Origin of the sequence: Skermanella sp. TT6, assembly GCF_016653635.2 — a bacterium.
Taxonomy (GTDB): Bacteria; Pseudomonadota; Alphaproteobacteria; order Azospirillales; family Azospirillaceae; genus Skermanella; species Skermanella cutis.
The window spans coordinates 2,738,016-2,762,970 of sequence record NZ_CP067420.1; the positions used below are offsets into that span (position 1 = coordinate 2,738,016).

General features: G+C 66.5%; 30 protein-coding genes. 12 read left to right on the plus strand and 18 right to left on the minus strand.

All coding sequences use genetic code 11. The features are described 5' to 3' along the window. Nucleotides 1-3: 3 nt before the first annotated feature. The 8 genes from IGS68_RS12875 to IGS68_RS12910 all read right to left on the minus strand — a co-directional run bounded on the left by IGS68_RS12875 (nt 4) and on the right by IGS68_RS12910 (nt 7,356). On the minus strand, nt 4-1,077 hold the full coding sequence (locus IGS68_RS12875; protein ID WP_201080563.1) for an efflux RND transporter periplasmic adaptor subunit: 1,074 nt from the start codon (nt 1,075-1,077) through the stop codon (nt 4-6). Between the two features lie 213 nt (nt 1,078-1,290). After that, on the minus strand, nt 1,291-2,274 hold the full coding sequence (locus IGS68_RS12880; protein ID WP_201080565.1) for a PQQ-dependent catabolism-associated beta-propeller protein: 984 nt from the start codon (nt 2,272-2,274) through the stop codon (nt 1,291-1,293). A gap of 176 nt (nt 2,275-2,450) precedes the next feature. Continuing rightward, nucleotides 2,451-3,101 (minus strand): response regulator, encoded by a 651-nt coding sequence (locus IGS68_RS12885; RefSeq protein WP_247881305.1) that lies wholly within the window; start codon nt 3,099-3,101, stop codon nt 2,451-2,453. Continuing rightward, complete coding sequence (locus IGS68_RS12890; RefSeq protein ID WP_201080567.1) at nt 3,073-4,470, minus strand: histidine kinase; 1,398 nt, start codon at nt 4,468-4,470, stop codon at nt 3,073-3,075. Before IGS68_RS12890 ends, IGS68_RS12885 begins: the two co-directional genes overlap by 29 nt. Nucleotides 4,471-4,594: 124 nt before the next feature. Then, nucleotides 4,595-5,191 (minus strand): DUF2076 domain-containing protein, encoded by a 597-nt coding sequence (locus IGS68_RS12895; protein WP_201080569.1) that lies wholly within the window; start codon nt 5,189-5,191, stop codon nt 4,595-4,597. A 64-nt stretch (nt 5,192-5,255) separates the two neighbouring features. Further along, the gene (locus IGS68_RS12900) at nt 5,256-5,993 is read right to left on the minus strand and encodes a Bax inhibitor-1/YccA family protein (RefSeq protein WP_201080571.1); all 738 of its coding nucleotides are present in this window, start codon (nt 5,991-5,993) and stop codon (nt 5,256-5,258) included. Between the two features lie 61 nt (nt 5,994-6,054). Then, nucleotides 6,055-6,825 carry an anti-sigma factor family protein gene (locus tag IGS68_RS12905; RefSeq protein WP_201080573.1) on the minus strand — a complete coding sequence of 257 codons (771 nt, stop codon included), beginning with the start codon at nt 6,823-6,825 and terminating at the stop codon, nt 6,055-6,057. 3 nt (nt 6,826-6,828) lie between these two features. After that, nucleotides 6,829-7,356 carry a sigma-70 family RNA polymerase sigma factor gene (locus tag IGS68_RS12910; protein ID WP_201080575.1) on the minus strand — a complete coding sequence of 176 codons (528 nt, stop codon included), beginning with the start codon at nt 7,354-7,356 and terminating at the stop codon, nt 6,829-6,831. 146 nt (nt 7,357-7,502) lie between these two features. Between IGS68_RS12910 and IGS68_RS12915 the strand changes: the two genes are divergently transcribed. After that, nucleotides 7,503-7,820: a hypothetical protein gene (locus IGS68_RS12915; RefSeq protein ID WP_201080576.1), complete on the plus strand. Its 318-nt coding sequence runs from the start codon at nt 7,503-7,505 to the stop codon at nt 7,818-7,820. Nucleotides 7,821-7,985: 165 nt separating this feature from the next. On the opposite strand, the gene IGS68_RS12920 is transcribed toward IGS68_RS12915, so the two are convergent. From IGS68_RS12920 to IGS68_RS12930, 3 genes are all read right to left on the minus strand, one after another. Continuing rightward, nucleotides 7,986-8,378, minus strand: coding sequence for a DUF1127 domain-containing protein (locus IGS68_RS12920; RefSeq protein ID WP_201080577.1), 393 nt, complete (start codon nt 8,376-8,378; stop codon nt 7,986-7,988). A gap of 116 nt (nt 8,379-8,494) precedes the next feature. Beyond that, nucleotides 8,495-8,785, minus strand: coding sequence for a hypothetical protein (locus IGS68_RS12925; RefSeq protein ID WP_201080578.1), 291 nt, complete (start codon nt 8,783-8,785; stop codon nt 8,495-8,497). A gap of 90 nt (nt 8,786-8,875) precedes the next feature. After that, on the minus strand, nt 8,876-9,115 hold the full coding sequence (locus IGS68_RS12930) for a DUF1127 domain-containing protein (RefSeq protein ID WP_201080579.1): 240 nt from the start codon (nt 9,113-9,115) through the stop codon (nt 8,876-8,878). Between the two features lie 374 nt (nt 9,116-9,489). Between IGS68_RS12930 and IGS68_RS12935 the strand changes: the two genes are divergently transcribed. The 4 genes from IGS68_RS12935 (at nt 9,490) to IGS68_RS12950 (ending at nt 12,270) form a co-directional block, all read left to right on the plus strand. Beyond that, nucleotides 9,490-10,026, plus strand: a complete 537-nt coding sequence (locus IGS68_RS12935) for a glycine cleavage system transcriptional repressor (protein ID WP_201080580.1) — start codon at nt 9,490-9,492, stop codon at nt 10,024-10,026. A 49-nt stretch (nt 10,027-10,075) separates the two neighbouring features. Continuing rightward, nucleotides 10,076-10,486 (plus strand): DUF5872 domain-containing protein, encoded by a 411-nt coding sequence (locus IGS68_RS12940; RefSeq protein WP_201080581.1) that lies wholly within the window; start codon nt 10,076-10,078, stop codon nt 10,484-10,486. Between the two features lie 169 nt (nt 10,487-10,655). Continuing rightward, nucleotides 10,656-11,534 (plus strand): phenylalanine 4-monooxygenase, encoded by an 879-nt coding sequence (gene phhA, locus IGS68_RS12945; RefSeq protein ID WP_201080582.1) that lies wholly within the window; start codon nt 10,656-10,658, stop codon nt 11,532-11,534. Nucleotides 11,535-11,562: 28 nt separating this feature from the next. After that, a complete protein-coding gene (locus IGS68_RS12950) occupies nt 11,563-12,270 on the plus strand; it encodes an SDR family NAD(P)-dependent oxidoreductase (protein WP_201080583.1) in 708 nt (235 codons plus the stop codon). Between the two features lie 2 nt (nt 12,271-12,272). On the opposite strand, the gene IGS68_RS12955 is transcribed toward IGS68_RS12950, so the two are convergent. After that, on the minus strand, nt 12,273-12,647 hold the full coding sequence (locus tag IGS68_RS12955) for a response regulator (RefSeq protein WP_247881306.1): 375 nt from the start codon (nt 12,645-12,647) through the stop codon (nt 12,273-12,275). Nucleotides 12,648-12,833: 186 nt separating this feature from the next. Between IGS68_RS12955 and IGS68_RS12960 the strand changes: the two genes are divergently transcribed. Then, nucleotides 12,834-13,004, plus strand: coding sequence for a hypothetical protein (locus IGS68_RS12960; RefSeq protein ID WP_201080584.1), 171 nt, complete (start codon nt 12,834-12,836; stop codon nt 13,002-13,004). A 428-nt stretch (nt 13,005-13,432) separates the two neighbouring features. On the opposite strand, the gene IGS68_RS12965 is transcribed toward IGS68_RS12960, so the two are convergent. Beyond that, entirely contained in the window at nt 13,433-14,665 is a 1,233-nt protein-coding gene (locus IGS68_RS12965; protein WP_201080585.1) for an ArgE/DapE family deacylase, read from the minus strand. A 293-nt stretch (nt 14,666-14,958) separates the two neighbouring features. Between IGS68_RS12965 and IGS68_RS12970 the strand changes: the two genes are divergently transcribed. From IGS68_RS12970 to IGS68_RS12980, 3 genes are read left to right on the plus strand one after another with little or no spacing between them, the layout of a single operon-like run. Continuing rightward, nucleotides 14,959-15,690, plus strand: a complete 732-nt coding sequence (locus IGS68_RS12970; protein WP_201080586.1) for a CPBP family intramembrane glutamic endopeptidase — start codon at nt 14,959-14,961, stop codon at nt 15,688-15,690. A gap of 30 nt (nt 15,691-15,720) precedes the next feature. Further along, complete coding sequence (locus IGS68_RS12975; RefSeq protein ID WP_201080587.1) at nt 15,721-16,884, plus strand: carboxylate--amine ligase; 1,164 nt, start codon at nt 15,721-15,723, stop codon at nt 16,882-16,884. Beyond that, nucleotides 16,881-17,681 (plus strand): metallophosphoesterase family protein, encoded by an 801-nt coding sequence (locus IGS68_RS12980; RefSeq protein ID WP_201080588.1) that lies wholly within the window; start codon nt 16,881-16,883, stop codon nt 17,679-17,681. The genes IGS68_RS12975 and IGS68_RS12980 overlap by 4 nt, the downstream gene beginning before the upstream one ends. Nucleotides 17,682-17,697: 16 nt before the next feature. Here IGS68_RS12980 and IGS68_RS12985 read toward each other — a convergent pair whose 3' ends face one another. Next, a complete protein-coding gene (locus IGS68_RS12985) occupies nt 17,698-18,864 on the minus strand; it encodes a GNAT family N-acetyltransferase (protein WP_247881307.1) in 1,167 nt (388 codons plus the stop codon). A 306-nt stretch (nt 18,865-19,170) separates the two neighbouring features. On the opposite strand from IGS68_RS12985, the gene IGS68_RS12990 reads away from it, so the two are divergent. Then, a complete protein-coding gene (locus IGS68_RS12990; protein WP_201080591.1) occupies nt 19,171-19,944 on the plus strand; it encodes a ferredoxin--NADP reductase in 774 nt (257 codons plus the stop codon). Between the two features lie 51 nt (nt 19,945-19,995). On the opposite strand, the gene IGS68_RS12995 is transcribed toward IGS68_RS12990, so the two are convergent. From IGS68_RS12995 to IGS68_RS13005, 3 genes are read right to left on the minus strand one after another with little or no spacing between them, the layout of a single operon-like run. Further along, nucleotides 19,996-20,772, minus strand: coding sequence for a SapC family protein (locus IGS68_RS12995; protein ID WP_201080593.1), 777 nt, complete (start codon nt 20,770-20,772; stop codon nt 19,996-19,998). A 17-nt stretch (nt 20,773-20,789) separates the two neighbouring features. Continuing rightward, a complete protein-coding gene (locus IGS68_RS13000; protein WP_201080595.1) occupies nt 20,790-21,029 on the minus strand; it encodes a hypothetical protein in 240 nt (79 codons plus the stop codon). Continuing rightward, nucleotides 21,030-21,515, minus strand: a complete 486-nt coding sequence (locus tag IGS68_RS13005; protein WP_201080597.1) for a YchJ family protein — start codon at nt 21,513-21,515, stop codon at nt 21,030-21,032. Between the two features lie 144 nt (nt 21,516-21,659). Here IGS68_RS13005 and IGS68_RS13010 point away from each other — a divergent pair, with 144 nt between their 5' ends. Together IGS68_RS13010 and IGS68_RS13015 are read left to right on the plus strand one after the other, a co-directional pair. Further along, nucleotides 21,660-22,631 carry a phosphoribosylaminoimidazolesuccinocarboxamide synthase gene (locus IGS68_RS13010; protein ID WP_247881308.1) on the plus strand — a complete coding sequence of 324 codons (972 nt, stop codon included), beginning with the start codon at nt 21,660-21,662 and terminating at the stop codon, nt 22,629-22,631. 46 nt (nt 22,632-22,677) lie between these two features. Beyond that, nucleotides 22,678-23,982 (plus strand): Hsp70 family protein, encoded by a 1,305-nt coding sequence (locus IGS68_RS13015; protein ID WP_247881309.1) that lies wholly within the window; start codon nt 22,678-22,680, stop codon nt 23,980-23,982. A 12-nt stretch (nt 23,983-23,994) separates the two neighbouring features. Here IGS68_RS13015 and IGS68_RS13020 read toward each other — a convergent pair whose 3' ends face one another. Beyond that, nucleotides 23,995-24,846 carry a glucose 1-dehydrogenase gene (locus IGS68_RS13020; RefSeq protein ID WP_201080601.1) on the minus strand — a complete coding sequence of 284 codons (852 nt, stop codon included), beginning with the start codon at nt 24,844-24,846 and terminating at the stop codon, nt 23,995-23,997. Between the last annotated feature and the right edge of the window lie 109 nt (nt 24,847-24,955).

Consider the following 24,955-nt stretch of genomic DNA (forward strand, 5'->3'; position numbering starts at 1 on the left):
GCTTCAGACGCCCGACGCGCGGTTCACCACCTCGACCGCGGCGCCTGGACGGACCCGCTGCTGCCCCACGGTCACCACCACGTCGCCCGGCGACAGCCCCTCGACGATCTCGACCTCGCCGGCCCGGCGCTGACCCAGCTTGACCTCGGCCCAGGCCGCCTTGCCGTCCACGATCCTGAAGACGTAGCGGCCGTTCCCTTCCGGCACGACCGCAGACTCGGGAATCAGGATGGCGTTGTCCCGGCTGGATGCGGCGATGCCGACGCGGGCGAACAGCCCGGGCCGAAGCACCTGGCCGGAGTTCTCCACCTCCGCCCGGATCTTCAGGGCCCGCCCGTTCACGTCGAGCTGAGGGTCGAGCGCGTAGATCTCCCCCTCGAAGGAGCGGCCGGGCAGCGCGTCGGTCCGCAAGCTGATCCTTTGCCCGACCCGGATGCTGGACAGAAGCGTTTCCGGCACCCGGAAGTCGACCTTGAGCGGGTCGATCGACTGAAGCGTGACCAGGGTATCGCCGCGGCTCACGAACTCTCCCTTGCTCACCGTGCGGAGGCCGAGAATCCCGTCGAACGGCGCCCGGAGCACCGTCTTGTCCAGTTGGGTCTGGGCCAGCTGCACCGTGGCCCTGGCCGACTGAAGAGCGGCGAAAGCCTCGTCGCGCGTGCGTTGGGTGCCCGAGCGCTGCCGCAGCAGCGTGTCGGCCCGTTCGAAGTTCGCCTCCGCCAGGACCAGTTCGGCGCGGGCCTTGGCCAGTTCCGCCTTGAGGATCGAATCGTCGAGGCGGGCCAGTACCCGGCCGGCCTCGACGGGCGTACCCTCGCGGAACAGGATTTCCGCCAGGGTTCCCTCGATCTCGGGCGCCAGGGAAACGAACTCCGCCGGCTCCAGGGTGCCGACCGCCTCGATCACGGTCGTAACCCGGTCGACCTTGACCGGTGCTGCCTCCACGGCGGGGGCCGGTGCCGGACGCCATTCCTGCGCCTGCCCCTGGGCGCGAGCGCCGTTGGAATGCCAATAGCCGGCGCCGACCACCGCCACGATGACGGCAAGCGCGACGGCCGCGAGACCAGCCATCTTCATCGAAGGATCAACCTCTGTCATCAACAGTCGAATGGGCTCGACGCCGTTCCCGTCGCGAGCAGCGGCACCATTAGACGAAACGTTGATTACTGGAGTATGTCTGGCAAGCACCCTGATGTAACAAACTGTTACCGGGACGCAAAAAAGTACCCGGACAGTCTGGCGACGGTCCGGGGCGGAAAGTTGCGGTTGCTGGAGGTTACCGGGCGGCGGCTAGGGCTTCACGACCACCCCCCAGGGTGCGCGGCCGACCGGGATCGACTTTATGACCCTGCTGTTCTCGACATCGATGACGCTGATGTCGCTGCTGACGCCGTTGGTGGAATAGAGACGCTTTTCGTCGGGCGACAGCGCGAGGTTCCAGACGCGCTGGCCGACCAGATGGTACTTTCGCACCTCGTAGGTCGCGGGATCGACTTCGGCCACGCGGTTGCTGGGCCCCAAGGCGACGAAGGCACGCTTCATGTCCTTCGTGATCTGGATGCCGACGGGCTGGATGGCCTCCTTCGACACGCCGCTGACGGCGAACTCGATCTTCTTGACCGGCTGACGGGTCGCGGAGTCGATCACGCTGACGGTACCGCCGATCTCGGCGGACACCCACACATGCTTGCCGTCGGAGGTGAACTCGGCCACGCGGGGACGGCTGTCGACCAGCACGTTCGCGACGATCTCCTTCGTGGAGGTGTCTATGAAATGGGCCATGTTGGTGGTTTCGGACGTATTGACCAGCAGCTTGCCGTCCGGGCTGATACCCATCCCCTCCGGCTCGACGCCGACCTGGATCTCGGCCAGGATCTTGCGCTCCTTCGTATCCACGACGGAGACCATGTTGTCGTCCTCGTTCGCGACGTACAGCACGTTCTCGGTCGGGTGATGGACGAACAACTCCGGATCCGGGCCCGACGGCAGCCGGCTGACCACCTTGTTGGTGGACAGGTCGATCACGTCTATCCGGTTCTCGTCACCGATACAGACGTAGAGCTGCGTCATGTCGTGGTTGAAGGTGATCCCCCGCGGCCGACGACCGACGCGGATCGTTTCCGTGACAGTCAGCGTATCGCCGTCCACGACCGAAATGGTGTTATCCTTTTCGTTGGAGACGTAGATCGTATCGGCCATGGCCGGCAAGGATGAGGCGATCGCCAGGACGCTGCCCAGCACAATACTCTTCAGTGTGTCAATGGGAACCACCATGTGACGTTTCCTCATGTTTATCGCTCTTCTTTTCCGGGCATATTCTCTTAAAGTATGCGAGACTACGCAACATGTTTTCATTCCAACAATCTATATTCATATTATATATGCTCCAGCATTCCGAGTTTTCCCGGATGTAATTGCCGAATCTTCCCGATTCTCGTTTTCGGGACGGGTCAGGGCGATACGCGATGTTCGACGGCGATGCGAATCAGCTCGCGTATGCTGCGGGCGCCCAGCTTGGTCTTTATGGTCGTGCAGGTATTGCTCACCGTCTTGTAGCTGACACCCAGGCGGTCGGCGATTTCGGCTATGGCATTCCCCTGCCCCAGCTCCGCCAGGACGCGGAGCTCCCGGGCAGTCAATCCCTGCAATGGGCTACGGTTCGGTGCGAAACTCATCACGGCGACTTCGCGCGCCATGTCGCGGCTCAGATAGATGCCGCCGGCCAGCACCGTCTCGACCGCGGCGACGAGTTCCTCCGGCGCATCGTTCTTGGTGACGTAGCCGCGGGCCCCCGCCTCCAGCGCGCGCGCCGCGAAGACGGGGTCGTCATGCATGCTGAAAACCAGGACGCGGATATCGGGAACGGCCCGGCGCAACCGGTCCAAGAGCTCCAGGCCGCCGATGTCCGGCAAGCCCAGGTCGAGGACGACGGCGTCGGGCGGCTCGCTCTCGCAGAGTTCCAGCGCCCGGCTTCCGGTATCGGCTTCCATGATCTCGTAGGGACCGGCGGACGCCAGAAGCCGGCGGCAGCCGGTCCGGACCACGGGATGATCGTCCACCAGCAGCAGTCTGTCAGGCATTCCGGCGGGCGGTGCCGTCATCCTCTTTCTCCTCTGACGCCGGGTCGCAGCCCGGGACGAACGGGATCCTTCCCTGGACCGTTACGCCACCCCCGGGTGGCGACAGGATGGCGATGGAACCGCCCAGCGCCCTCACCTGGTCGGACATGGCATGGATGCCGATACCCGCGCGGCCGTCCGAAGCGATCCCCCGGCCATCGTCCTGAACGCTGAACCCGACCGCGGCACCGGCGTCCGTTTCCGGCGCGCAACGGAGCTCTACCTCCACCCGCGTGGCGCCGGCGTGTCGGGCCGCGTTCATCAGGCTCTCCTGGACGACACGATAGAGGGTCACCGACGCGGTGTCGTCAAGCCGGTCGATCGTGCGGGCGACATCTTCGGGCAGGCGGAGGCGCCAATCGATGCCCGGCTCGTTGACCTTCCAGCGCTTGACCGTTTCCGCGAGCACTGACGAGAGCGGCAGATGCTCCAGCGCCATGGGCCGCAGCCGGTCGAGCAGACGCCGGCTCATGCGCTGAACCGTATCGGCGAGGTCGAGCACGGCGTCGCACCGCTCGGTGACGGCGCGGCCGGCGCCGTCGGGCAGCGTCCGCGCGACCTGCGCCAGCGACCGGGTCTCGACCCGGATGCCGAACAGGCAGGGTCCCAGTTCGTCGTGGATCTCGCCCGCGATCTGACGCCGCTCCGCCTCCTGGACCTCGATCAGCTTGCGGCCGAGTTCCCGATTTCGGTCCTCCGCCCGGCGGAGTTCCTGCGCCAGGGTATTGATCGTGTCGCCGATGCGCCGGAGTTCGTGGACTCGGATCGGCTCGAGACGAACCTGGTACTCGTGGCGGCCCAGCCGCTCCAGGGCGCCGGACAGCTGCGTGAGTGGCCGCAGCGCCCTGTCTATGGCGATCCAGGAGAGGATTATCGCCGCGACCGAGACCGCCGCCAGGATCAGCGCCAGGTTGGACAGGTCCGACCAGACCTCCGCGATCTCGTCCTCCGGCGCGGCCACGACGAGGACGCGCGCGGGCGCCCCGTTCGACAGGCGCATCCTGATCTCCTGCTGCCGATGGTCCGGACCGATCAGCCGGTAGAACCAATCCGGAACACGGGTCGTCACCAGCGCCGGCAGGGCGGTCGCGGCACCGTCTGCGGCGATCGCGATACGGACATGCCTGAGCGGAAGCATCGCCAGTGCGGAGCTGATGGCGTCCGCCGCCGACCTGGGATCGGGAGCCCCCGCCAATGTCCGGATCACCAGCGTCGTCGCCAGTTCCATGCTGGCTTCCACCTCCGTTTCGACCGCTGTCCTGGCGTTGACCACGACTGCGACGCCGGCCACCAGCACCGCCAAGGCAAGCACGGAGGAGAACAGCAGCACGAAGCGGAACTTGAACGACACGTCGGCATCTCCTGGAGCACCGGACCGCCTGCGGGAGCCTGCCCGCAATACGGTCCGGGGGCGCGGACAGGATGTCCGCGCCCCCGGAGATCAGATTGCCTCAGCCTTCACGAGGGAGGAAGCGTCAGAACTCCTCATCGCCCCCGAAGAAATCGCCGCCGTCGTCGGCCGGGAGATCCTCCGGGACCTGATCCTCGACCGCGCCGACCGCGTCCTCGGCCATGGCTTCGCCCGACGAGAACATGCTGCCGAGAGCGTTGCCGATCAGCATACCGCCAGCGACGCCCATGGCCGTTTGCATGGCGCCCGCCATGAAGCCGCCGCCCTGGCGCTGCTGGGTTTGCGGATTGGCATAGGCCGCCACGCGCGGGTCACCGGGAGGGGCCGCCTGCCGCTGGTTACCCCAGGGCGAGTTGGACGGCGGCGCGGGCTGGCGCTGCTGGGAACCGCCGCCGAACAGGCTGCCGAACAGCCCCCCGCCGCCCGACACGGGGCGCGACTGCAGTTCCTGCTCCAACTGCTGGATGCGGGCCTGGGAAGCGGCCAGTGCCTGCTCCTGGATGACGATCGCTTGCGCCATCAGGTAGGGGGCCGCCGGCTGCCGGGTCACCTGTTCACGGATGAAACCCTCCGCCTGAGCGTCGCGCGGGCCGGACTGGGCCTCCGCCTGGCGCAGCTTGCCGAAGAGTTCCTCGATGATCTGGCGTTCGTTGTGGTCCATGGTTGTCCCGCTGTGATTGTTCTATGTCGTGTGGCGTTGGGGCGAAGGATCGGGTTCCGCCCGGTTACTCCTCGCGCTGCCCGGTGAGCTGGAGCAGCATCTGGAAGAGGTTGATGAAGTTCAGGTAGAGGCTGAGGGCGCCCATCACGGCGAGCTTCGTGTTCGTGTCGTGGCCGTAATGCTCGGCGTAGCTCTCCTTGATGTTCTGGGTGTCGTAGGCGGTCAGGCCGGTGAAGACCACGACGCCGATCACCGAGATGGCGAACTGCAGCGCGCTCGATCCCAGGAAGATGTTGACGATGCTGGCGATCACGATGCCGATCAGGCCCATGATGAGGAACGATCCCATCTTCGACAGGTCGGTCTTGGTCGTGTAGCCCCACAGGCTGGTCGCCGCGAACATCGCCGAGGTGATGAAGAAGACGCGGGCGACGCTGGCCCCGGTGAAGACCAGGAAGATCGACGCCATCGACACGCCCATGACGGCGCAGAAAGCCCAGAAAGTCATCTGGAGCGCCGACGAGGACATCCGGTCGAAACGCCAGGACAGCACGAAGATGAAGGCGAGCGGCGCCAGCATCACCACCCATTTCAGCGGCGTGGTGAAGATCGGCACGTAGAGCGCCGGCGTGCTCGCGACGAAGGCGGCGATCAGGCCGGTGATGGCCAGACCGAGCACCATGAAATTGTACACCCGCAGCATATGCTTGCGCAGGCCCTCGTCGAAGGCGCCCTGATCGACGGCACGGCCGAACGCGCCCGGCTGGTTGGGCGGCTGCCGGTTCGGATACTGGTTGAACATGGTTGCTCCCTGATCCTGGTTGTCTCAACAGGTTGATCGATGCTTGGTCACAGGTCGGAAATCACCGGCTGATCCGGACGGCCAGCGTCAGCAGGTCGTCCCGGTCCACTGAACCGCCCAGCACATAGGCGAACCAACCCGACTGCCAATAGGCGATGGTCACGCCGTCGACCTCCTCTGCATAGGGTTGCTCGATGCTGAAGCTGTCGGTCTCGACGGCGAAGAGGGTCAGCGACTCCCCGGAGGGGTCATGGAACAGGACCTGAACCGCATTGCCGTGGTCCCAGGGGACGAGGTGCGAGGCGACCGGCGTGAAGGTCTTGGGAAGGTGCGGCAGCGGGATCGCCGGATTGGCTCCGGTGGCGAGGTCCGCGATCCGCTCCGGTGCCGCGGCGGTTCGGGTGAACAGGCCGTTGCGCTCTTCCAATAGGATCGTCCGGTGGGCTTCCACCGCCTCGTCGGCATAGACCGGCATGATGTGAGCCGCCGACGCGGGGTCCGCGCCGAGGCCGCCGAAGGTCGCATGGGCGAGCCAGCCCGTGGCCAGCAGGAAGGACGCGGCGATGGCGCGACGGCTGCGATGGAGTACCTTGCGCACGGACAGGCGGCGGCCGAGCCGCTCGGCGGGTAGGATCGCCTGGTCCACGCCGGTGACGGTCGCGGCCTCGGTCAGGGCCAGCCGCAATTCATCACGTCGGAACAGGTCGTCCATGACCTGCGCGGCGAGTTGGGGATGCCGCGACAGGTACTCCTCGACCTCGATGCGGCGCCCGGCGTCGAGCTGGTCGTCGACATACGCCATCAGGTCGAATTCGGAGATCGGTTCGGTCATCGCTCACCTCACCAGGCGCAGGGCGGGTCTGTTCGCGGCCGGCGCGTCGGAGGGAGACGTCGCCGAGCTGCCGCGCAGGGCTTCGCGGGCACGGGCCAGCCTAGACATCACGGTGCCGACCGGGATGTCCAGCAGCTCCGCCGCATCCTTGTAACTGAAGTTTTCGACGGCGATCAGGACCATCACCTCGCGCTGTTCGTCCGGCAGGCGCATCAGCGACGCGACCGTCTCGCTGAAGTGGACCTGGGTGAACTGCGAGGCCGGGACGGCCTCCGACGCGAGTGACGCGATCTGGCCGGCGACCTCGCCCTCGAGCATGCGCCGCCGGACGGCGGAAGCATGCGTATTGTGCATGATGCCGAACAGCCACTTGCGCAGATCCCGGCGCGGGTCCCACGATCCGGCGCCCTCGATCGCGCGCGCAAGGGTCTCCTGAACCAGATCGTCGGACTGGTCGCTATTGCCGGTCAGCGCCAGCGCGTATCGGCGGAGCGGCAGGATATGATCTTTGAGCAGCGGGTGCATGGCCATCGTCTCGTTCCGCACATATTCGTGCGGCCGGCCGATTTATTCCCGGAGCTTCCACCCTCCGGGAAAATTTCTTTTCGCGACGAACGCCCCGCTCCCGGCGACGATACAGCCTTTGATTATCCCATACGGGACCTTAGATTGAGACCATGACACAGATCGACGACCGCAGGCTCGATCGCCGTTTCGAGCGACTGGAGCGGCAACTGCCTGCGACTGCCGCACGCGTCCTGCGCTGGCTCCGCGATCCCCGATCCACCTGGGTCAGGATTCCCGTGGGAGTGCTGCTGGTGATCGGCGGCCTCTTCAGCTTTCTGCCGATCCTCGGGATTTGGATGCTGCCGCTGGGACTGCTGCTGCTGGCCCAGGACATTCCCGTCCTGAAGCGCCCGACCAGCAGCGCGATGATCCGTCTGGAACGCCGCTGGGTGGAGTGGCGCCGCCGGCGGGCGGCGAGGAGCCGGTAAGGCCCCGTCAACGAAAAAAGGGGAGCGCCAGCGTTGCGGCACTCCCCTTTCCGGGTCTTCCCGGGACTCATCCGAGCCATAGGCCGACATTCATGGTCGCCAAGCCGAATACGGCCGCCAGCAGGATGGCCGTCCCCACCGGGAAGCCGGTCATGCCGTGCCTCCTCAGGCGGCCAGCCGGCGGCGGACATACTTGATGCGGCCAGCCTGGAAGTCTTCGAGATCGCCACGGCAGACGCCGATGTCCGCCAGGTCTTCGTCGGTCATGTTGAGCAGTTTGTTGAGATCGGAGTGGCGTACCAGGGTGCCTCCATGCTGCCGGCGCACGACCGACGGGATGCCGTCACGGTCGATGCCGATGTCGCTCAAGGCACGGTCGCTGAGGCGGTCGAGCTGGGCCCTTGTCTGGTAAACGCTCCAGTACCGGTACAGGAACGAGGAAACCCGTGCGAAGATGCTTCGATCCTCGGGCCGCTTAGCGGTTTCGGGACTGGAGCCGAGAAAGCCGGAAATGGTCGGCTGGATCATCTCGTCGGAATTGGTGGTGTAGGCGGTCATAGGTCGCTCCCAAGGAAAACAGTACGGGTAGCGCTTCTCTCCCTGCTTCGACTCTTCGGTTCGAATGCTTTTTCGGATCGGGTCGGGTCGACTCGGCGGCCGGACGTTCCAGCCCTTCAGTTGCCGATATTGCCCCGCAGTGCCCCGACGCTGTTCAGGCCGCCGGTCTGGACACGGAGGCCATGACGGCCTTCCAGCGCGGCGGCAGCCCAGGAAAGATTGCCGCTGGTGACATCGATATCCTGGCGATCGCGGCGGGAGAGCGAGTCCAGTTCGGCCTGCAGGCGACGCTGCTCCAGGCGTGCTTCGGCCCGGTGGAGCCATCCGGCGACGGTATTCGCCAGCATCCGGCGGGCAGCGTGGAAGAACCCGACGTGGGTGTGCTGAGTGACGTTCATGCTCGACATAGTGCCGTTCCTTTTCACTGGGCGGACGGCGCCTCTCTCCCGGATTTCCGTAACTTGCTCTTTTTGGATATGGCTTGCGGACGCCAGGCCTCAGTGGCTTTCCCGCAGCACGCCGAAGGTGTCGGCGGCATTCGATCTACCCTGCCTGTTGGCAGGCTTGGCGGGCGTCAGGCTGGATTCGGCCGCGTCGTAGGCGATCCGCACGATGTCGCCGCGATAGAGACCCATGTCCTTGAGCTCGGCATCGGAGAGCTGCGACAGTTCCGAATAGGTGGAACGGAACGCGCGATACTGGCTCCAGATCTGGCCGATATGCTTGAAGAGGTTCATAACTCGATCTCCGACGTTGACTGGCGCCGGCGAGGTCGATCGAGCCCCGCGATGGCCAGGAGTAGATTGCAAGCCGCATCCCTGTGGCGCGCTTTCCCTCCCCGGCTGGGCGTGGCTCTTGGTCGGCCCGATGCTTAGTAAGGTATGTTTGCCCCGACCCCCTCGCCAACGCATATGCTGCATGGCAGCATTGAAAGGAGGGATGAAACAAATGACGCAGTGAAAACGGGGCGTTAACCAGTATACGGCCGATGCTGCGGTGCAGCATCTCCGATCTTGGAGCGAAGGCTCCGATCCGGCCGTTTGACGCAACCGTCAGGGCACCTATAGGTTCATTCCGAAGAAACACGAAGAATACCAAACGGGAGTTTCAGATGCCCTCAGCAAAGCCACTGCTCGCGCTGGTCTCGATACTCGCAGCCGACCGGGTCGGCTTGGTCTCCGCCATCGCCGGCCGCCTCTACGACCTCGGCATCAACCTGCGGGACACGACTTTCGCGGCGATGGGCCAGGGCGCAGAGTTCAGCGCCGTCTGCGAGCTTCCGGGCGACCTCGGGACCGCCGAACTGGAACGCGAGCTGAGCGCCCTTCCCGAACTGGCGGAAGCCAGGGTGGAGGTGACCGACTACGAGTATGAGGCGACGCCGGGTCCGGAAACGCTCGTGACCCACGTCATCGAACTGAGCGGCGGCGACCAGCTGGGGCTGATCGCCCGTCTGGCGGAGGTCTTCCGGGAGTACGGCGCGAACATCGTCCGGCTCGAGGCGCAGACGGTCCCAGGGTCCGGCGGGGACCGCTACATCACGCGGTTCGCGGTCGCCATTCCGCCGGCCCGGGCTGAAATCTGCCTTTCGGCAGTGGCCAACACGGCCGGCAGCCTTAGACTTGATTGCAGCGTCGAGGAGGCGTGATCCCGAGGGACACGCGATCGCGCCGGTGCGATCACGATGGGATGAAGGCATGGCGAGCACTGCGAAACGGACCGACCCCGAGCTTTGGGAAAAGGTGAAGCAGGAGGTGACCGCCGGGGAGAAAGGCGGGCACGCCGGCCAGTGGTCGGCCCGCAAGGCCCAGTTCGCCGTTCAGGAGTACAAGCGCCGCGGCGGCGGCTACGAGGGCGGCAAGAAGAAGGACAACAGCCTTCGCCAGTGGACCGAGGAGGACTGGGGAACGCGGTCGGGCGGCAAGAGCACCGAGACGGGGGAGCGCTACCTCCCGAAGGAGGCGCGCGACGCCTTGAGCCAGGAAGAGTACCGGCGCACCACCGCGAAGAAGCGCACAGACACGCGCGAGGGCAGGCAGTATTCCGGACAGCCGCCCGACGTCGCCGGGAAGACGGCGAAGCATCGCGGCACAGGCGATGCGAAGTAGCGCCCCCGCATCCCCATCCTTCCGCGACCTCTTTCAGGCGGCTCCCCCCTGCCTATAGCCCTTGGCAGGCACAATATGATCATGACCGATCTTTTTTCGGCTGAGCCGGGCGTCCAGGGACCCGGACATCGGACTATCCTGTATCCACCGTCGAACAGGGGAGGAAACGATGGAGTCGACGAAGCACGGGGCGGCGGCCGGTGATGCCAAGCCCCCGGTCAGCGGGAACTGGACCATCGACCAGGAATGGGAGTCGTACAGCGCCGAGGAGCACGCCGTCTGGAAGACCCTGTATGAACGCCAGAGCAAGCTGCTGCCCGGCAGGGCCTGCGACGAGTTCGTCCAGGGCATGCGCGACCTCGCGATGGATGGAGACCGCATTCCCGACTTCCGCCGCCTGAGCGAGGTGCTGGAGAAGCGGACCGGCTGGAGCGTCGTGGCGGTTCCGGGGCTGGTCCCCGACGAGGTCTTCTTCGACCATCTGGCAAACCGGCGTTTCCCGGCCGGGCAGTTCATCCGCAGGCCCGACCAGCTCGACTATCTGGAGGAACCCGACGTCTTCCACGACGTCTTCGGCCATGTGCCGATGCTGGTCCATCCGGTTTTCGCCGACTACATGGAAGCCTACGGCAAGGGCGGCCTGCGGGCTCGGAGCCTGGGCGTTCTCGCCCATCTGGCACGGGTCTACTGGTACACCGTGGAGTTCGGCCTGATCGGGAGCGGGGACGGGCTCCGGATCTACGGCTCGGGGATCGCCTCGTCCTACACCGAAACCATCTTCGCGCTAGAAGATCCCTCGCCCAACCGCATCCGATTCGACCTGGAGCGAGTCATGCGGACGCTTTACCGGATCGACGATTTCCAGGAAACCTACTTCGTAATCGAAAGCTTCGACGAACTGCTGGCCCTGGCCGAGATCGATTTCGGGCCGATCTACCGGCGGGTGGCGGCATTGCCGGAACTGGAGCCTGGAACGATCGATCCGGGCGACGGACTCCTGCACAGGGGGACCGGCATCTACCACGCGGGCCGGCGGCGGGTGGCTTGATACGTGCAGCAGAGGATTGCGAGGGGCGATGATGGACTTCGAGAACCGCACCGTCGTCATTACGGGAGCAGCGGGAAACCTGGGCCGGGCCGTCGCCGTCGCCTTCGCCGAGCGCGGTGCCCGCCTGGCTCTGCTCGACCATAACCGGGGCATGCTCGACAAGGTCTTCTCGGATGCGAGCGACACCCGCATGACCATCGCGGTCGACCTGCTGGACCGGAAGGCCGTCGAGGGCTCCGTCCGGCAGGTCGTCGACCGGTTCGGCCGCATCGACGTCCTGTGCAACATCGCGGGCGGATTCCGCATGGGCGATCCGGTCCACGAAACCGGCGACGCCACATGGGACTTCCTGATGGATGTCAACGCGCGCTCGCTGATCCATACCGCCGGAGCAGTCGTGCCGCACATGCTGACCGCAGGGGGCGGCAGGATCGTCAATGTGGGAGCCAGGGCGGCCCTTCAGGGAGCGGCCGGGATGGGCGCATACTCCGCGGCCAAGGGCGCGGTGATCCGGCTGACCGAGGCGATGGCGGCTGAACTTCGCGAGCGGGGCATCAACGTCAATTGCGTCCTTCCCACCATCATCGACACGCCCGAGAACCGGGCGGACATGCCTAAGGCAGACCCTTCCCGCTGGGTCGCTCCCGCCGATCTTGCCGCCGTCATCCTGTTCCTGGCGTCCGACGCCGCCCGGGCCGTCCACGGGGCCGCCGTGCCGGTCACGGGATTGAGCTGACGTCACCGGTCGAGGACGTGCCGCCTCAAAGCCTCGGCGAGGTCTTCGTCGCTGAACGGCTTGGTGAGAATGGGGCGGTCACGGTGGGCATCCGGCAGCGCATCGGCGCCATGGCCCGTGGTGAAGATGAAAGGGATCCCCCGGTCGGCGAGGGCGTCCGCGACGGCATCGATCCGTTCCCCTCCCAGGCTGACGTCTAGGAGCGCACCGCCGAAGCCGCCGGCCTCGACCAATTCGATCGCCTGCCCGACCGAGGTGGCCGGGCCGACGAGACCGGCTCCCAGGTCCTCCAGGATGTTCTCGACCACCATCGCGACCAGAAGTTCGTCCTCGACGACCAGGATAGACGGCGTTGGGTTGGACTGGCTGTTGCTCAAATGCGCCTCGTGAATGCATGAACCCGGTACACCGGGAAGGGCCGGAACCGACGGACCCTCCTATTATGGGTCCGGAACACCGGAACGGCCAGGGGTCCGGCAGGGATCGACCGCGCGGTAACCTTCCGGTCCTTAAATCCGCGAAGCCGGAGGCCGGATTATTCCCCGGCGAAGCCGCCGGAACAGGTGGCTGACTCCATCCTGCGCCTGATCGAGCGTCCCCGCCGCGAGGTCGGTGTCGGCGCTCCGCCGTGGTTGCCGGAACTTGGAATGGCGGTGGCAGGCGCGCTGGCGTTGGCCGTGCCGATCGGGCTCGCCGCCTATTACAGGTACCAGCGCGACGGTCCGCTTCTCTGACGCTGATGGATGTTGAAGCGGGCAGTCCGCGCGGGATAGGTTGAACCCAACGGAACGTTGAGGTGTTCAGCATCCGCAGGTAGGGGAGGCGACCATAGCTATCCGTAAAGCCAAGGCCGGCGGTTCCGCCGCGTCGATCGCCGCGACTTCCATCGCCCAGCAGACGGGAGAGACCATCGAGCGCGACCGGCTGCGGGCCGAGATCGACCGCCTGCGCCAGGAGGTCGGAAGCCTCACCCAGCGCCTGGATGAAGCGAACGATCAGAGGGTGGCGGATGCCGACCGCCACCAGATCGAGGTCGAACGGCTGGAATCCACGCTCAGGCGCCTGCGCGCCGAGCTGGAGGACGCGCGGCGGCCTTGGCTGACCAAGCTGTGGCGGAAGTGACGATGGCGGGCGGAGCCGCGCGAGGCTCCGCCCGCCCGGGTCAGGCGGCAAGCAGGTCGGCCAGGGTCAGGGCGATCACCTGCGTCGCCTTCCGCAGGTCTTCCAGGACCAGCTTCTCGTCCGCCCGATGCCCGTTGGCATCCAGCAGTGAGCGCGGTCCCGCGCCGTAAAGCACGGTCGGAATGCCTGCCGCGCTGTACAGCCGGGCATCGGTGTAGAGCGGCACGCCGTTCGCAGGGATCTCCTCGCCGATGATCTCGCGCGCGTGGCGCTGGATCAGCGCCGCCAGCTTCTCGTGGCCCGGCAGCGGAGTGAGCGGCCGGGCGAGGAGGATCCGGCGAATAGCGACCCGGATGCCGGGCGTTTCGGCACAGGTCGTCTCGATGAAGGCGCGCATGTCGGCTTCCACCTGCTCCGGGTTCTCCTCCGGGATCATGCGGCGGTCTATCCGCAGCGTCACCACGTCGGGCACGACGTTGGTATTGATGCCGCCGTTGATCAGCCCGACCACCAGGGTCGGGTGATCGATGCCCTCCACCTCGGAGCTGATGCTCCCGAAATCGTCGTTGAGGGCATAGAGCGCGGTCAGCAGGCGGTTGGCGGCCCGCAGGGCATCCACTCCGGTATCCGGCCGGGCGGCATGGGCCGACCTGCCTTCGACCCGCACTTCCAGGTGCAGGCAACCGTTGTGCGCGACGACGACGTTGTAGGAGAAACCGGCGCTGATCGCGAAATCCGGCTTGCTGATCCCCTGCTCCAGCAGCCAGCCAGGACCGATCAGCCCCCCGGCCTCCTCGTCATAGGTCAGGTGCAGCTCGACGGTGCCGCCCAGCGGCAGGCCGCTTTCCTCCAGGGCCTTCAAGGCGAAGGCGTAGGTCGCAAAGTCCGACTTCGAGACGGCGACCCCTCGCCCGTACATGACGCCATCGCGGACTTCGGCGCCATAGGGGTCGGTCGACCAGCCTTCGCCCGGCGGCACCACGTCGCCATGGGCATTCAACGCCACCACCGGCCCCGGCCCGAACTTCCGGCGGATCACGAGGTTCGTGGCGCTGATCATGCCGTTCGCCTTGACCGTCGCCTCGGGCACGGCATGCCTCTCGACGGCGAAGCCCATCCCCTCCAGCAATTCGGCGGCACGCTCGGCGTGGGCAACGCAGTCGCCCGGCGGATTGTCCGACGGCACCTTGACCAGTTCGGCCAGAAACTCGGTCTGGGCCCTGTGCCGGCGGTCTATGCTGTCTCGGATCGTCTGCTGCTGGTCGGGGGTCATGGCGTCCTCATTCTGCGCATGGCGTTCGCCTTCGGGATCCGCGAAAGTAACGCTTTAAAATGATGTTTTCAATATTTATGAATGATGAAAATGATTTTTTGCCACTGGCAGCTATGGGGAGACGGGTCGGCCCGGAACAAAGAAATCCGTTCGACCGTTGGGCAGGCATCATGCCGAGGCGATGCGACGAATGCCCGAGCCGACATTTTCCACGACGACAGCCGTAGCGGACCCAGCCCGCAGCAGGATGCGGAACAATTGACGATATCCGGCCTGCCGGACCGGGCAGCCCCATGACCGCGACCGGACCGACGGGACCCGGCTTCGATCCGCCGGTCCGCCATCCCTGGGCCGACCTGCCCTTGCGGCTGGCGGACCTGGTGATCATCGTGGCTCTCGCCGTAGGCGCGCTGCTGGCCCTCCGGCTGTTCCTGACCCCCCGGGAGATCACCAGCGGCCTGGTGATTTCGTTCCTGATCGGCCAGAACGTGGCCCTGGTGGCGATCATCTGGCTGATCGCGGTCGTCTGGCGGCGCACGCCCCGGCACGCACTGGGATTCGTCTCCCCCGGCGGACGGTGGTACCGCAGGGTCGTTCCCCTGGCCCTGCTGGTCCAGGTCGCGGTCATCCTGACCAACGTCCTCATTTCGCTGGCCTTGGGTGAGCCGTTCGACAATCCGCAGATCGCCCTGATCATGCCCGACCCGGGCGACTGGACCGCCATGGTCGGCATTCTGCTGGCGACCTCGCTGCTCGCTCCCTTCGCCGAGGAGCTTGCCCTGAGGGCGGTACTCTATGGCTGGCTCCGCCGCCATGCCGGCCCCCTTCTGTCGGCCCTGGTGAGCGCCATGGTGTTCGCCATGTTGCACGGAAGCCTGATCCTATTGCCCGGAACGTTCCTGGTCGGCCTGGTGCTAGCCTGGGTCTACGAGCGGAGCGGTTCGCTGCTTCCCTGCATCCTGCTGCACGGATGCTTCAACGCGATCTCGACCCTGCTCGTCTTCGCCGTCGCGGCCAATGCATGAGGGACTCCTTTCCGGAATGAGTGAAGTTGCATGAGTGAGAAACAGGACAAGCGGGCCCTGGCCTGCGTGATGGGCGACATGAACATGGTGCGCGCCCTGGGGATGGGCGGCATCGGCTGCGCCCTGGTAACGCAGCCCGGCGACCCCGCCCTCCATTCGCGCTACACGCGGCAGGCCGTCTTCTGGGACGATTTCGAGAACCGCCACGCCGAACTGATCGACCTCCTGGTCGATTTCGCATCCCGCCAGCCCGAACCGCCCGTCCTCTACTATCAGCAGGATGCCCAGCTGCTGATGGTGTCGAGGCACCGCGACAGGCTGGCCAAGTCCTTCAGGTTCGTCGTGCCGGAGGCGGAACTGGTCGAGGATCTGGTGGACAAGGCCCGGTTCCAGGTGCTTGCGGAGCGCCTGCAGCTGCCGGTTCCGCGTACCCGGCGGATCGACTTTTCGGTCGGAGCGCCGGACACGGGTCCGTCGGACATCGACCTGCGCTTCCCGATCATCGTCAAGCCGCTGACCCGCTACGTCGCGTGGGGCGCCATCGGGGGCGCCGGCAAGGCGCTTCGGGTCGAGAGCCCGGGTGAACTCCAGGCGCTGTGGCCCGACCTGATCGCCGGCGGAATGGACCTGCTCGCCCAGGAGATGATCCCGGGTCCGGAAACCCGGATCGAGAGCTACCACTGCTATGTCGACGGTGCCGGCAGCGTGGTCGGCGAGTATACCGGGCGCAAGATCAGGACCTATCCCGAAGCCCTCGGGCACAGCACGGCCCTGACCATAACCGACGAGGCCGACGTCAGGACGCTGGGACGGGAGATGGTCGACAAGCTGGCACTGACCGGGGTCGCCAAGTTCGACTTCAAGCGCGCGCCGGACGGCACGCTGCACCTGCTGGAGGTCAATCCCCGTTTCAACCTGTGGCACTATGTCGGGGCGGTCGCCGGTGTCAACCTCCCTGCCCTGGTCTATGGCGACCTGCTGGGCCTACGCCGTTCCCCGGTGCCCCGCGCCCGGGCGGGCGCCTCCTGGTGCAACATCACCCGGGACAAGCTGGCGGCCCGGGAGAGCGGAGTGTCCATGGCGGAGTGGTGGGCCTGGATGATCCGGTGCGAGGCCAAGTCGATCACCCTGAGGGATCCCATGCCGTTCCTGCGAAAGCATGTGTCGCGCGTACTGCCGGCACGCTGGCGATGATCGCGGTCATCTCAGACATCCATGCCAACCTGGAAGCCCTCGACGCGACGCTCGATGCGATCCGGGCCGAGCGGGTCGGGCGTATCCTCTGCCTCGGCGACATCGTCGGCTACAATGCCGATCCTGCCGGGTGCATCGACCTGCTGAGGGAGGCCGGCGCCGTCTGCGTCGCCGGGAACCACGACCGTGCGGTGACCGGGCAGATCACGACCGAAGGCTTCAACCCGCTCGCCGCCCGGGCGGTCGAGTGGACCAGGACCCAGCTCGGCCCCGGCGACGTGGACTGGCTGCGGCGCCTCCCCCTGAAGCTCGATCTGGCCGGGGAGGACGGCCCCGGCATCGTGGCCGTCCATGGTGCGCTTCATCCCGAAACCGGCTGCGAACTTGTCCGGCTGGACACCGACGACAAGCGCGCGCTGAGCTTCGAGGCGCTCGAGAGACACCCGTCCCGCGCCGGGATCTGCACCTTCGGGCACACCCACCGCATCGGGATCTTCGAGATGCGGGACGGTGCGATGACTGCCCACCAGGATGACGGCGTGGCCATCCGGGACGGTTCGTACTACCTCGTCAACCCCGGGACCGTCGGCCAGCCGAGGACTTCGGACCGTCGCGCCAGCTTCATGCTGATCGATCCCGCCGCCCGGACCGTCCAGCTGCGCCGCGTTCCCTATGATTACCGGGCAGCGATGGCGAAGACCCGGAAGGCCGGCCTGGCCGCCCGCCTGTCCCGGGTGCCGGAGCCCCTGAGGGGACCGATCCGCCGGGTCTATCACGCCCTACGCGGCCGGGCGTAGCGGTTCGGTGGAGCGGTCATGAACCGCTTGGCGCCGCCTTCGGCTTCAGCAGCCGACGGCGCAACTGTCTGAGCGACCCGTCGACCCGGGCGAGACCGGCCTCGACCTTCCGGGCCAGCCGGTCGGGACCGATGGAAACCCAGGTCATGGGTGACTGTTCGTTGGACAGATGGGCCTTGTGGCCCGACGACCCGGCCATGAAATCGTACGCGGCCTCGCCGCGGGCCAGGGCGTCCTCCACGGCGAGGACATGGCTAACGAGACCTGGCTTCATCCTGTTGTCGGATTCGTAGGCGAACCCGCTCTGGTAGTTCAGCACCGTGCCGCGCCAGACGAAATTGTAGAGATAGCCGAAATCCGTCCCGCCGGCCGCGGCGCGGCACAGCCGCACGACGCCGGAGCCTATGCCGCGCCGGATCAGTTCGCGATGGAACGGGCGGAACACGGGATTGCTGAAGGCGTCGGTCTTCCCACGCGCCGCCCATACCCGGCGGTGCAGGGTTTCGAGCCCGTCGAAGAAGGCCAGCGCCTGCCGCTCGTCGGAGGCCGCCTGGAAATCGACGCCGCCGCGCGCCTCGTACAGACGGATGGCCCGGTTGACGCCCGCGCGGGTGCTCTTGCCGAGGCCGGCGCGATAGTTCCCGCCCTGCCCGCGCACGGCGTCGAGATCGACCCACTTGGCCGAGTCCGCGCGCCGCACCTGGAGCCGGTATCCGAGCCGGTCCGCCAGGGCGCGCACGGACCGCTCCGTCCGCTGATCCAGCCCCGCCAGCACCAGCTCGTCGCATCCTGGAAGGTTGCGCGCCATCCAGAGCAGGCAGGCCGACGTCACCTCGTCGGCGCAGGACCGGTCCGCGAGGATCCCGTTGTACTCGATGGTCAGGTTGTCTATTCCGCGGTCGCCGGTCTCGTGGAGCAGCCAGGATGGTGTCCGGACCACGCCGTAGCGCCAGACCGTGCGCCTGCACAGGATCGCCAGGCCGACCACCTGCCCGGCGCGCCTCGCCACGAGCACGTGTGGCCTGGCCCAGTCCGGCAGATGATCCAGCCAGCAACCGATCCAGTACCACGACAGGAAGAACGAGCCGTCGGCCCGCGACTCCAGATCCGTCCAGGCGGTTTCCAGACCGGGCATGCGGCCGGCCGGCAGGAAGTCGATTTCCACCGCCAAGTCGTGTCTCAACGAACCACCATCCATCTTGATCGCGCAACTGCCTTCCAGCTTCACCCTGAGCGGAACGACGTTGCATAACAACCCGGCGGGACCGCGAAGCCGGCGTTCATTGGACGTACGACTGTTGTCGGGCATGGCGCGCCCGGCTGCTGAGCCTATCTTGCCAAGCGCGTGCCTCTTGCAGAGGTCTAATTACATACCAGCCATGTCATACCGGTACCATCTGCGGCGCCCTGCCGCGGAAAATATTGTTGTGCGGTGCGCTGCGTTTGTACATATATGACGGCTAACCCGGTGACAGCCAGATAAGACGCGATGTCCAATATTCTGAGAGAGACGGTCCTTGAGGTCCACCACTGGACCGACAGCCTGTTCAGCCTGAAAACCACGCGCGATCCCGGCTTCCGCTTCGACAGCGGCGAGTTCGCCATGATGGGACTCGAAGTCGATGGGCGTCCGCTGCTGCGCGCCTACAGCGTGGTCAGCTCCCCCTACGAGGAGCAGTTGGAGTTCCTGTCGATCAAGGTTCCCAACGGCCCCCTGACCAGCCGCCTGCAGCACGTCAAGCCGGGCGACACCATCCTGATCAACCGCAAGGCCACCGGGACCCTGCTGCTGCACAACTTGCTGCCGGGCAAGACGCTGTGGCTGCTGTCCACCGGCACCGGCCTGGCGCCCTTCCTGTCGATCGCCAAGGACCCGACCGTCTACGACCGGTTCGACCGGGTCGTCCTCACCCATACGGTGCGGCACAAGGCGGAGCTGGAATGCGGGGAGGCGGCGTTGGATGCCCTTCGCGAGAACGAATATATCGGCGAGCTGGCCACCGAGAAGCTGGTCTACTACCCGACCGTGACCCGCGAGCCGTTCCGCAACGAGGGCCGCATCACCGACCTCCTGCGCTCCGGCAAGGTTTACAAGGACCTCGGCCTGACGCCGTTGGATCCCGCCGGCGACCGCGTCATGATCTGCGGCAATCCGCACATGACCTCCGAGCTGACCCAGTACATGGAAGAGCTCGGTTTCGAGATGGGCGCGAACAACAAGCCGGGCACCTTCGTCATCGAGAAGGCTTTCGCCCAGCGCTGACCTGCGGGAAGTCGGACGGCGGTCTGAGCCGGCCGTCCGATCCCGGGACCGTCAGTATCCCGACGCCAGCGCCATGAGCCGCTGCCAGTTCAGCGAAGACGCGATCTGGAGATGGATCAGGCCGATCCAGCCCTTCCGGCGGAAGTCCAGGTACACGTCGTCCGGCAGGGCATCGAACTTGCCGGGATTGATCGCGAGGAAACCGGTCAGGTTGAACACCTCCCCGCCGTTCAGCTTGATTTCCGCCGTATAGCGGTCCAGCAGGTCATGGCCCTTGAGAGCCTCGGCGAACTGCCGGGTGTCGGCGATCTGGTTCTGGTAGGCCCGACAGAACTCCATGGCCTCCTGGCCTGCCTTCGAAAGCTCGCCGCCCGCCTCGAAGACCGGCGGGCCGTCCGGGAATTCCGCCGCCTCGTCGATGCAGACGGTGAACTCGCCGGCCTTCCCGGTCTCCATCAGCACCAGCGGATAGCGCCTGACATAGGCGGGCACATAGGTGTCCGCCCGCCACGCCGGCCGGCCGTCCTGCTCGCGCAGGAACAGGTTCTGCCGATCGCGCAGCCCCAGCAGGACGATCGGCATGCAGACGGGGCCGTCGGTGAACAGGATCGGGTAATCGCGCGCCGACAGGGCGAACTCCTCGATCATCACGGGCAGGCTGTTGGCCTCGGCCGCGAAGCCGAGATCCGACGGCGCGCGCAGGCGGGCCGCTCCGTGGCGGTTCCGGTCGAGAGGAACGGGCCTGCGGTAGAAAAGAGGCAGTTTGGATGCCGGATCGGCTACCGTTTCGGGGCTGCCGGAATGTTGGACGGCGCTGCTGTCGGTCACGCGTGGTGCTCCTGTTCTCAGGCTTCCAGGACGACCTCGACCTCCGGCATGTCGCTCAGCCGCTCGGCAAGCAGCGGCGTGCAACTCACTTCCAGGATACCGAAGGCCGAAGACGGGAGAACCCGGTCGAGTTCCCCCACGAGGCCATTGGCTGACAGAAACTCCTTAAGAATTTCCACGTTTACGTCGCGTTCCTGGCGCCCGCGCGATCGCGCCGGCGTCGGCTGCGAGAAGTGGACCTTGTACCGCCTGAACATCTAGGCCGCCGCTCCATGGCACTTCTTGTATTTCTTGCCGCTGCCGCAGGGGCACGGGTCGTTCCGCCCGATCTTCGGCGCGACACGGGGTCGCGGCCCCATGATGCCGTCGACATAGTACCAGCGGTCGTCGCGCCTGGCGAAACGGCCGGTCTCGTGGTGCACGTGCGGCTTGCCCTGCATGGTGAAGTGGGCCACGAACTCGACGAACCCTTCTGAGTCGCCCGTACCGCCATCGGTCGTCGAGCGCACTTCCAGCCCGGTCCACTCGCTGCCCTTGGCCCACTGCTCGGTGTCGGCCCGGCTGAAATCGCCTCGGGTCTCCGGCAGCAGCGAATTCTCCAGGTAATCGACGTCGGCCGTCGCGAAGGCGGAATAGCGCGAGCGCATCAGGGCTTCCGCGGTCGGCGCCGCGGCCGTGCCGGCAAGGTAGGGACCGCAGCACTCTTCGAAGGCGCGGCCTGATTTGCAGTAGCAGTCGGTCATAAGTCGGGTCTCCCTGTTTCGGGGCATTGGTGTAGCGGAACCGATCCTTCGATGCCACGGGCAACAGGGCTGCAAACGGCGCGGTAGGCGCAACGAACCCGCCGGGCTATCATGCGCGCCTCATTTCCCGACCGGGGCCCTGTGGTGACCAACAAGATTTCCCAAGCGCATCTCGGCAACGTGCTGCGCGACGCGACGATCCCCGAACTGCCCGGCCATTACCGGGGCAAGGTCCGCGACAACTACGACCTGCCCGACGGACGGCGCATCATCATCGCCACCGACCGGCTCAGCGCGTTCGACCGCATCCTGACGGCCGTGCCGTTCAAGGGCGAGGCGCTGACCCAGATCGCCCGCTTCTGGTTCGAGCGGACGGCCGACGTCTGCCCCAACCACGTGATCGACTACCCCGATCCGAACGTCGTCGTCTGCCGCCGGCTGGATATCATGCCCGTCGAGATCGTCGTCCGCGACTATCTCACCGGCACGACCAGCACGTCGGTCTGGTCGATGTACAAGGCAGGGCAGCGCGAGATGTACGGCATCCGCCTGCCGGACGGCATGACCGAGCACCAGAAGCTGCCGGACACCATCATCACCCCCACCACCAAGGCGTTCGACGCCGGCCACGACGAACCGCTGACCCCGGCGGAGATCACGGGGCGCGGGCTGCTGACCCGGGCACAGTGGGACGAGGTATCGGCGCTGGCGCTGGCGCTGTTCGACCGCGGGCGCGAGATCGCGGCGCGGCAGGGATTGATCCTGGTCGATACCAAGTACGAGTTCGGGTTCGATGCCGACGGCCGGATCATCCTGGCGGACGAGATCCACACCCCCGACAGCAGCCGCTACTGGTTCGGCGAGAGCTATGCACGGCGGGTCGCGGGGGGCGAGAGGCCGGAGAACTTCGACAAGGACTTCGTCCGCACCTGGGTGACCGCGCGCTGCGATCCGTACAAGGACCCGATCCCGGCCATCCCGGACGAGGTTGTGCTCCAGGCGGCCGCCCTCTATACCGACGTCTTCAAGCGGATCACCGGGCGGGATTTCCCCATTCCCGATGAACCGACGCCGGTCCTGGAGCGGATCCGCGCCAATCTCGCGCGCTATTTCTGACCGGTCCGCCGGCGGGCTTCCTCCCCGTCACCGCAGGGTTTGACCGTTGACCTACGTCGGCATCGATTTCGGCACCACCAACAGCGCGGTCGCCGTGGCGGAGGCGTCCGGTCCGTCGCGGCTGGTGCCGCTGGCGGCCGCCGGCCGGACCTTCGACACCTTCCGCTCTGTCCTGTTCTTCGAGAAGCATGAGGATCGGCTGGGATCGACCCTGGTCCACCGGGCGGGACCGGAGGCGATCGAAGCCTATCTGGACAGCGACGGCGAGGGCCGGTTCGTCCAGTCGGTGAAGTCCTACCTGGCCGCGAAGGACTTCACCGGTACCAGCATCCTGGGCAAGCAGTTCGGCATCGAGCCGCTGGTGTCGCTGATCCTGAAGGACCTGAAGGCGAAGGCCGAAGCCTCGGCCGGCCCGCTGCCCTCCGCCGTCGTGGTCGGGCGTCCCGCGCATTTCGTCGGCGAGGCCGGCGAGGACGCCGAGGCCCTGGCGCTGGAGCGCCTGCGCGACGCCTTCGGCCGGGCCGGCATGACCGAGATCCGGTTCGAGCTGGAGCCGGTCGCCGCGGCCTATCATTACGAGAGCGGCCTCGACCGCGACGAGACGGTGCTGATCGCCGATTTCGGCGGCGGCACGAGCGACTTCTGCCTGCTGCGGGTCGGGCCGAAAGCCCGTGCCCGCGCGGAGGCCGGGGAAGACCGCGCCGGCGATATCCTGGGCGTCGGCGGCGTCGGGATCGCCGGCGACAGCTTCGACAGCCGGATCGTCGAGCACTGCGTGACGCCGCACCTGGGCAGGGGAACGCGCTACCGGGCGATGGACGGGCAGATGCTGCCGATGCCGGTCTGGCCCTTCGAATACATGCGCCGCTGGCATCTGCTGTCGTTCCTGAACACCGGCCAGACCCGGCGCATGCTGGCCGACATCCTGCGCACGGCGGAGGAGCCGGAGCGGGTCCGCGCCCTTATCACCGTGATCGAGGAGGGCTTGGGCTTCCATCTGCACCGCGCCGTGGAGCAGGCCAAGGTGGCGCTGTCGGCGGAGCCCCGGACCCTGTTCCGGTTCGCCCTCCCCGGCACGGTCATCGAGACGCCGATCCGCCGCGACGAGTTCGAGGACTGGGTGAGGCCGGAGACCGAGGCCATCGCGGCCTGCGTCGACGACCTGATGACGCGTACCGGCGTCGGGGCGGCCGGGGTGGACCGGGTGTTCCTGACCGGGGGATCATCGTTCATCCCGGTGATCCGCAGGCTGTTCGCCGACCGGTTCGGCGAGGGAAAGCTGAGGACCGGCGGCGAGCTGACGTCGGTCGCGAGCGGCCTCGCGCTTGCCGCCCGCAACGGTGCCCGATGAGGAGGCTTCCGTTCAGGAAGCCCAGTTCTGCTTGAAATCGCCGAACAGCGTCAGGCCGCCGCAGGCGTAGATGGTCTGGCCCGTGATGTAGGACGCCTCGTCCGAGGCGAGGAACGCGAAGACCGAGGCCATCTCCTCCGGCGTGCCGGCACGGCCCATGGGAATGTGGGATTCGACGTTGTCGCGGGCCTCCTCGTCGTTGCGCCAGGCGTTGTTGATGTCGGTCAGGATGGCGCCCGGGGCCACCGCGTTGACCCGGATGCCGCGGTCGGCATATTCGAGCGCCAGGGTACGGGTCATGTTGCCCAGTCCTCCCTTGGAGATCGAATAGGCGATGAAGCCCGGCTTCGGGATCATCTGGTGGACGCTGGAGCAGTTCACGATGGTCCCGCCGCCCGGCCGGGACAGGAAGTGCCTGATGGCCGCCTGCGAGCACACCAGGGCGCCGGTCAGGTTGATGTTCAGGATCCTGTGGAACTCTTCCATGGTGTAGTCGTGGCTCTCGGCTTCCGACTGGACGCCCGCGTTGTTCACCAGGATGTCGAGGCGTCCCCAGTCGGCCAGCACGTCGTCCACCATCGCCAGGGCAGCCCGCTCGTCTCCGACATCGGCCTGGATGGTCCGGTGCCGGCCGGCGGCCTCGCTGAAGCCCGCCCGGGTGGAGGCATCCCGTGCCTGCCGCAGCGTCTCGTTGGCCGCATCCTCCGACCCGGAATAATTGATCGCCACGACCGCGCCCTCTTCGGCATAGCGGACGGCGACGGCGCTCCCGATGCCCCGGGAGGCTCCGGTGATCAGGGCATGGCGGCTCCGGAGCCGGGGAGCGGTGGCCGGACGGCTTTCCGGCGCTGAACTGTCGGACATGTGATTGGCTACCTTTCGGTCCTGACGGGTGCTGGTTGAGGGGATAACGCTCGCCGGAACCGTTTTGTCTCCGGCCGGATGTCGAGGATAGTCTCACCAGGGACGGCGG

Excerpts from the sequence above, each read along its gene's own strand:
- IGS68_RS12875 (WP_201080563.1), bottom strand. The coding sequence starts at position 1,077 with ATGAAGATGGCTGGTCTCGCGGCCGTCGCGCTTGCCGTCATCGTGGCG.
- IGS68_RS12880 (WP_201080565.1), bottom strand. The coding sequence starts at position 2,274 with ATGGTGGTTCCCATTGACACACTGAAGAGTATTGTGCTGGGCAGCGTC.
- IGS68_RS12885 (WP_247881305.1), bottom strand. The coding sequence starts at position 3,101 with ATGACGGCACCGCCCGCCGGAATGCCTGACAGACTGCTGCTGGTGGAC.
- IGS68_RS12895 (WP_201080569.1), bottom strand. The coding sequence starts at position 5,191 with ATGGACCACAACGAACGCCAGATCATCGAGGAACTCTTCGGCAAGCTG.
- IGS68_RS12900 (WP_201080571.1), bottom strand. The coding sequence starts at position 5,993 with ATGTTCAACCAGTATCCGAACCGGCAGCCGCCCAACCAGCCGGGCGCG.
- IGS68_RS12905 (WP_201080573.1), bottom strand. The coding sequence starts at position 6,825 with ATGACCGAACCGATCTCCGAATTCGACCTGATGGCGTATGTCGACGAC.
- IGS68_RS12910 (WP_201080575.1), bottom strand. The coding sequence starts at position 7,356 with ATGGCCATGCACCCGCTGCTCAAAGATCATATCCTGCCGCTCCGCCGA.
- IGS68_RS12915 (WP_201080576.1), top strand. The coding sequence starts at position 7,503 with ATGACACAGATCGACGACCGCAGGCTCGATCGCCGTTTCGAGCGACTG.
- IGS68_RS12920 (WP_201080577.1), bottom strand. The coding sequence starts at position 8,378 with ATGACCGCCTACACCACCAATTCCGACGAGATGATCCAGCCGACCATT.
- IGS68_RS12925 (WP_201080578.1), bottom strand. The coding sequence starts at position 8,785 with ATGTCGAGCATGAACGTCACTCAGCACACCCACGTCGGGTTCTTCCAC.
- IGS68_RS12930 (WP_201080579.1), bottom strand. The coding sequence starts at position 9,115 with ATGAACCTCTTCAAGCATATCGGCCAGATCTGGAGCCAGTATCGCGCG.
- IGS68_RS12935 (WP_201080580.1), top strand. The coding sequence starts at position 9,490 with ATGCCCTCAGCAAAGCCACTGCTCGCGCTGGTCTCGATACTCGCAGCC.
- IGS68_RS12940 (WP_201080581.1), top strand. The coding sequence starts at position 10,076 with ATGGCGAGCACTGCGAAACGGACCGACCCCGAGCTTTGGGAAAAGGTG.
- phhA (WP_201080582.1), top strand. The coding sequence starts at position 10,656 with ATGGAGTCGACGAAGCACGGGGCGGCGGCCGGTGATGCCAAGCCCCCG.
- IGS68_RS12950 (WP_201080583.1), top strand. The coding sequence starts at position 11,563 with ATGATGGACTTCGAGAACCGCACCGTCGTCATTACGGGAGCAGCGGGA.
- IGS68_RS12965 (WP_201080585.1), bottom strand. The coding sequence starts at position 14,665 with ATGACCCCCGACCAGCAGCAGACGATCCGAGACAGCATAGACCGCCGG.
- IGS68_RS12970 (WP_201080586.1), top strand. The coding sequence starts at position 14,959 with ATGACCGCGACCGGACCGACGGGACCCGGCTTCGATCCGCCGGTCCGC.
- IGS68_RS12975 (WP_201080587.1), top strand. The coding sequence starts at position 15,721 with ATGAGTGAGAAACAGGACAAGCGGGCCCTGGCCTGCGTGATGGGCGAC.
- IGS68_RS12980 (WP_201080588.1), top strand. The coding sequence starts at position 16,881 with ATGATCGCGGTCATCTCAGACATCCATGCCAACCTGGAAGCCCTCGAC.
- IGS68_RS12990 (WP_201080591.1), top strand. The coding sequence starts at position 19,171 with ATGTCCAATATTCTGAGAGAGACGGTCCTTGAGGTCCACCACTGGACC.
- IGS68_RS13000 (WP_201080595.1), bottom strand. The coding sequence starts at position 21,029 with ATGTTCAGGCGGTACAAGGTCCACTTCTCGCAGCCGACGCCGGCGCGA.
- IGS68_RS13005 (WP_201080597.1), bottom strand. The coding sequence starts at position 21,515 with ATGACCGACTGCTACTGCAAATCAGGCCGCGCCTTCGAAGAGTGCTGC.
- IGS68_RS13020 (WP_201080601.1), bottom strand. The coding sequence starts at position 24,846 with ATGTCCGACAGTTCAGCGCCGGAAAGCCGTCCGGCCACCGCTCCCCGG.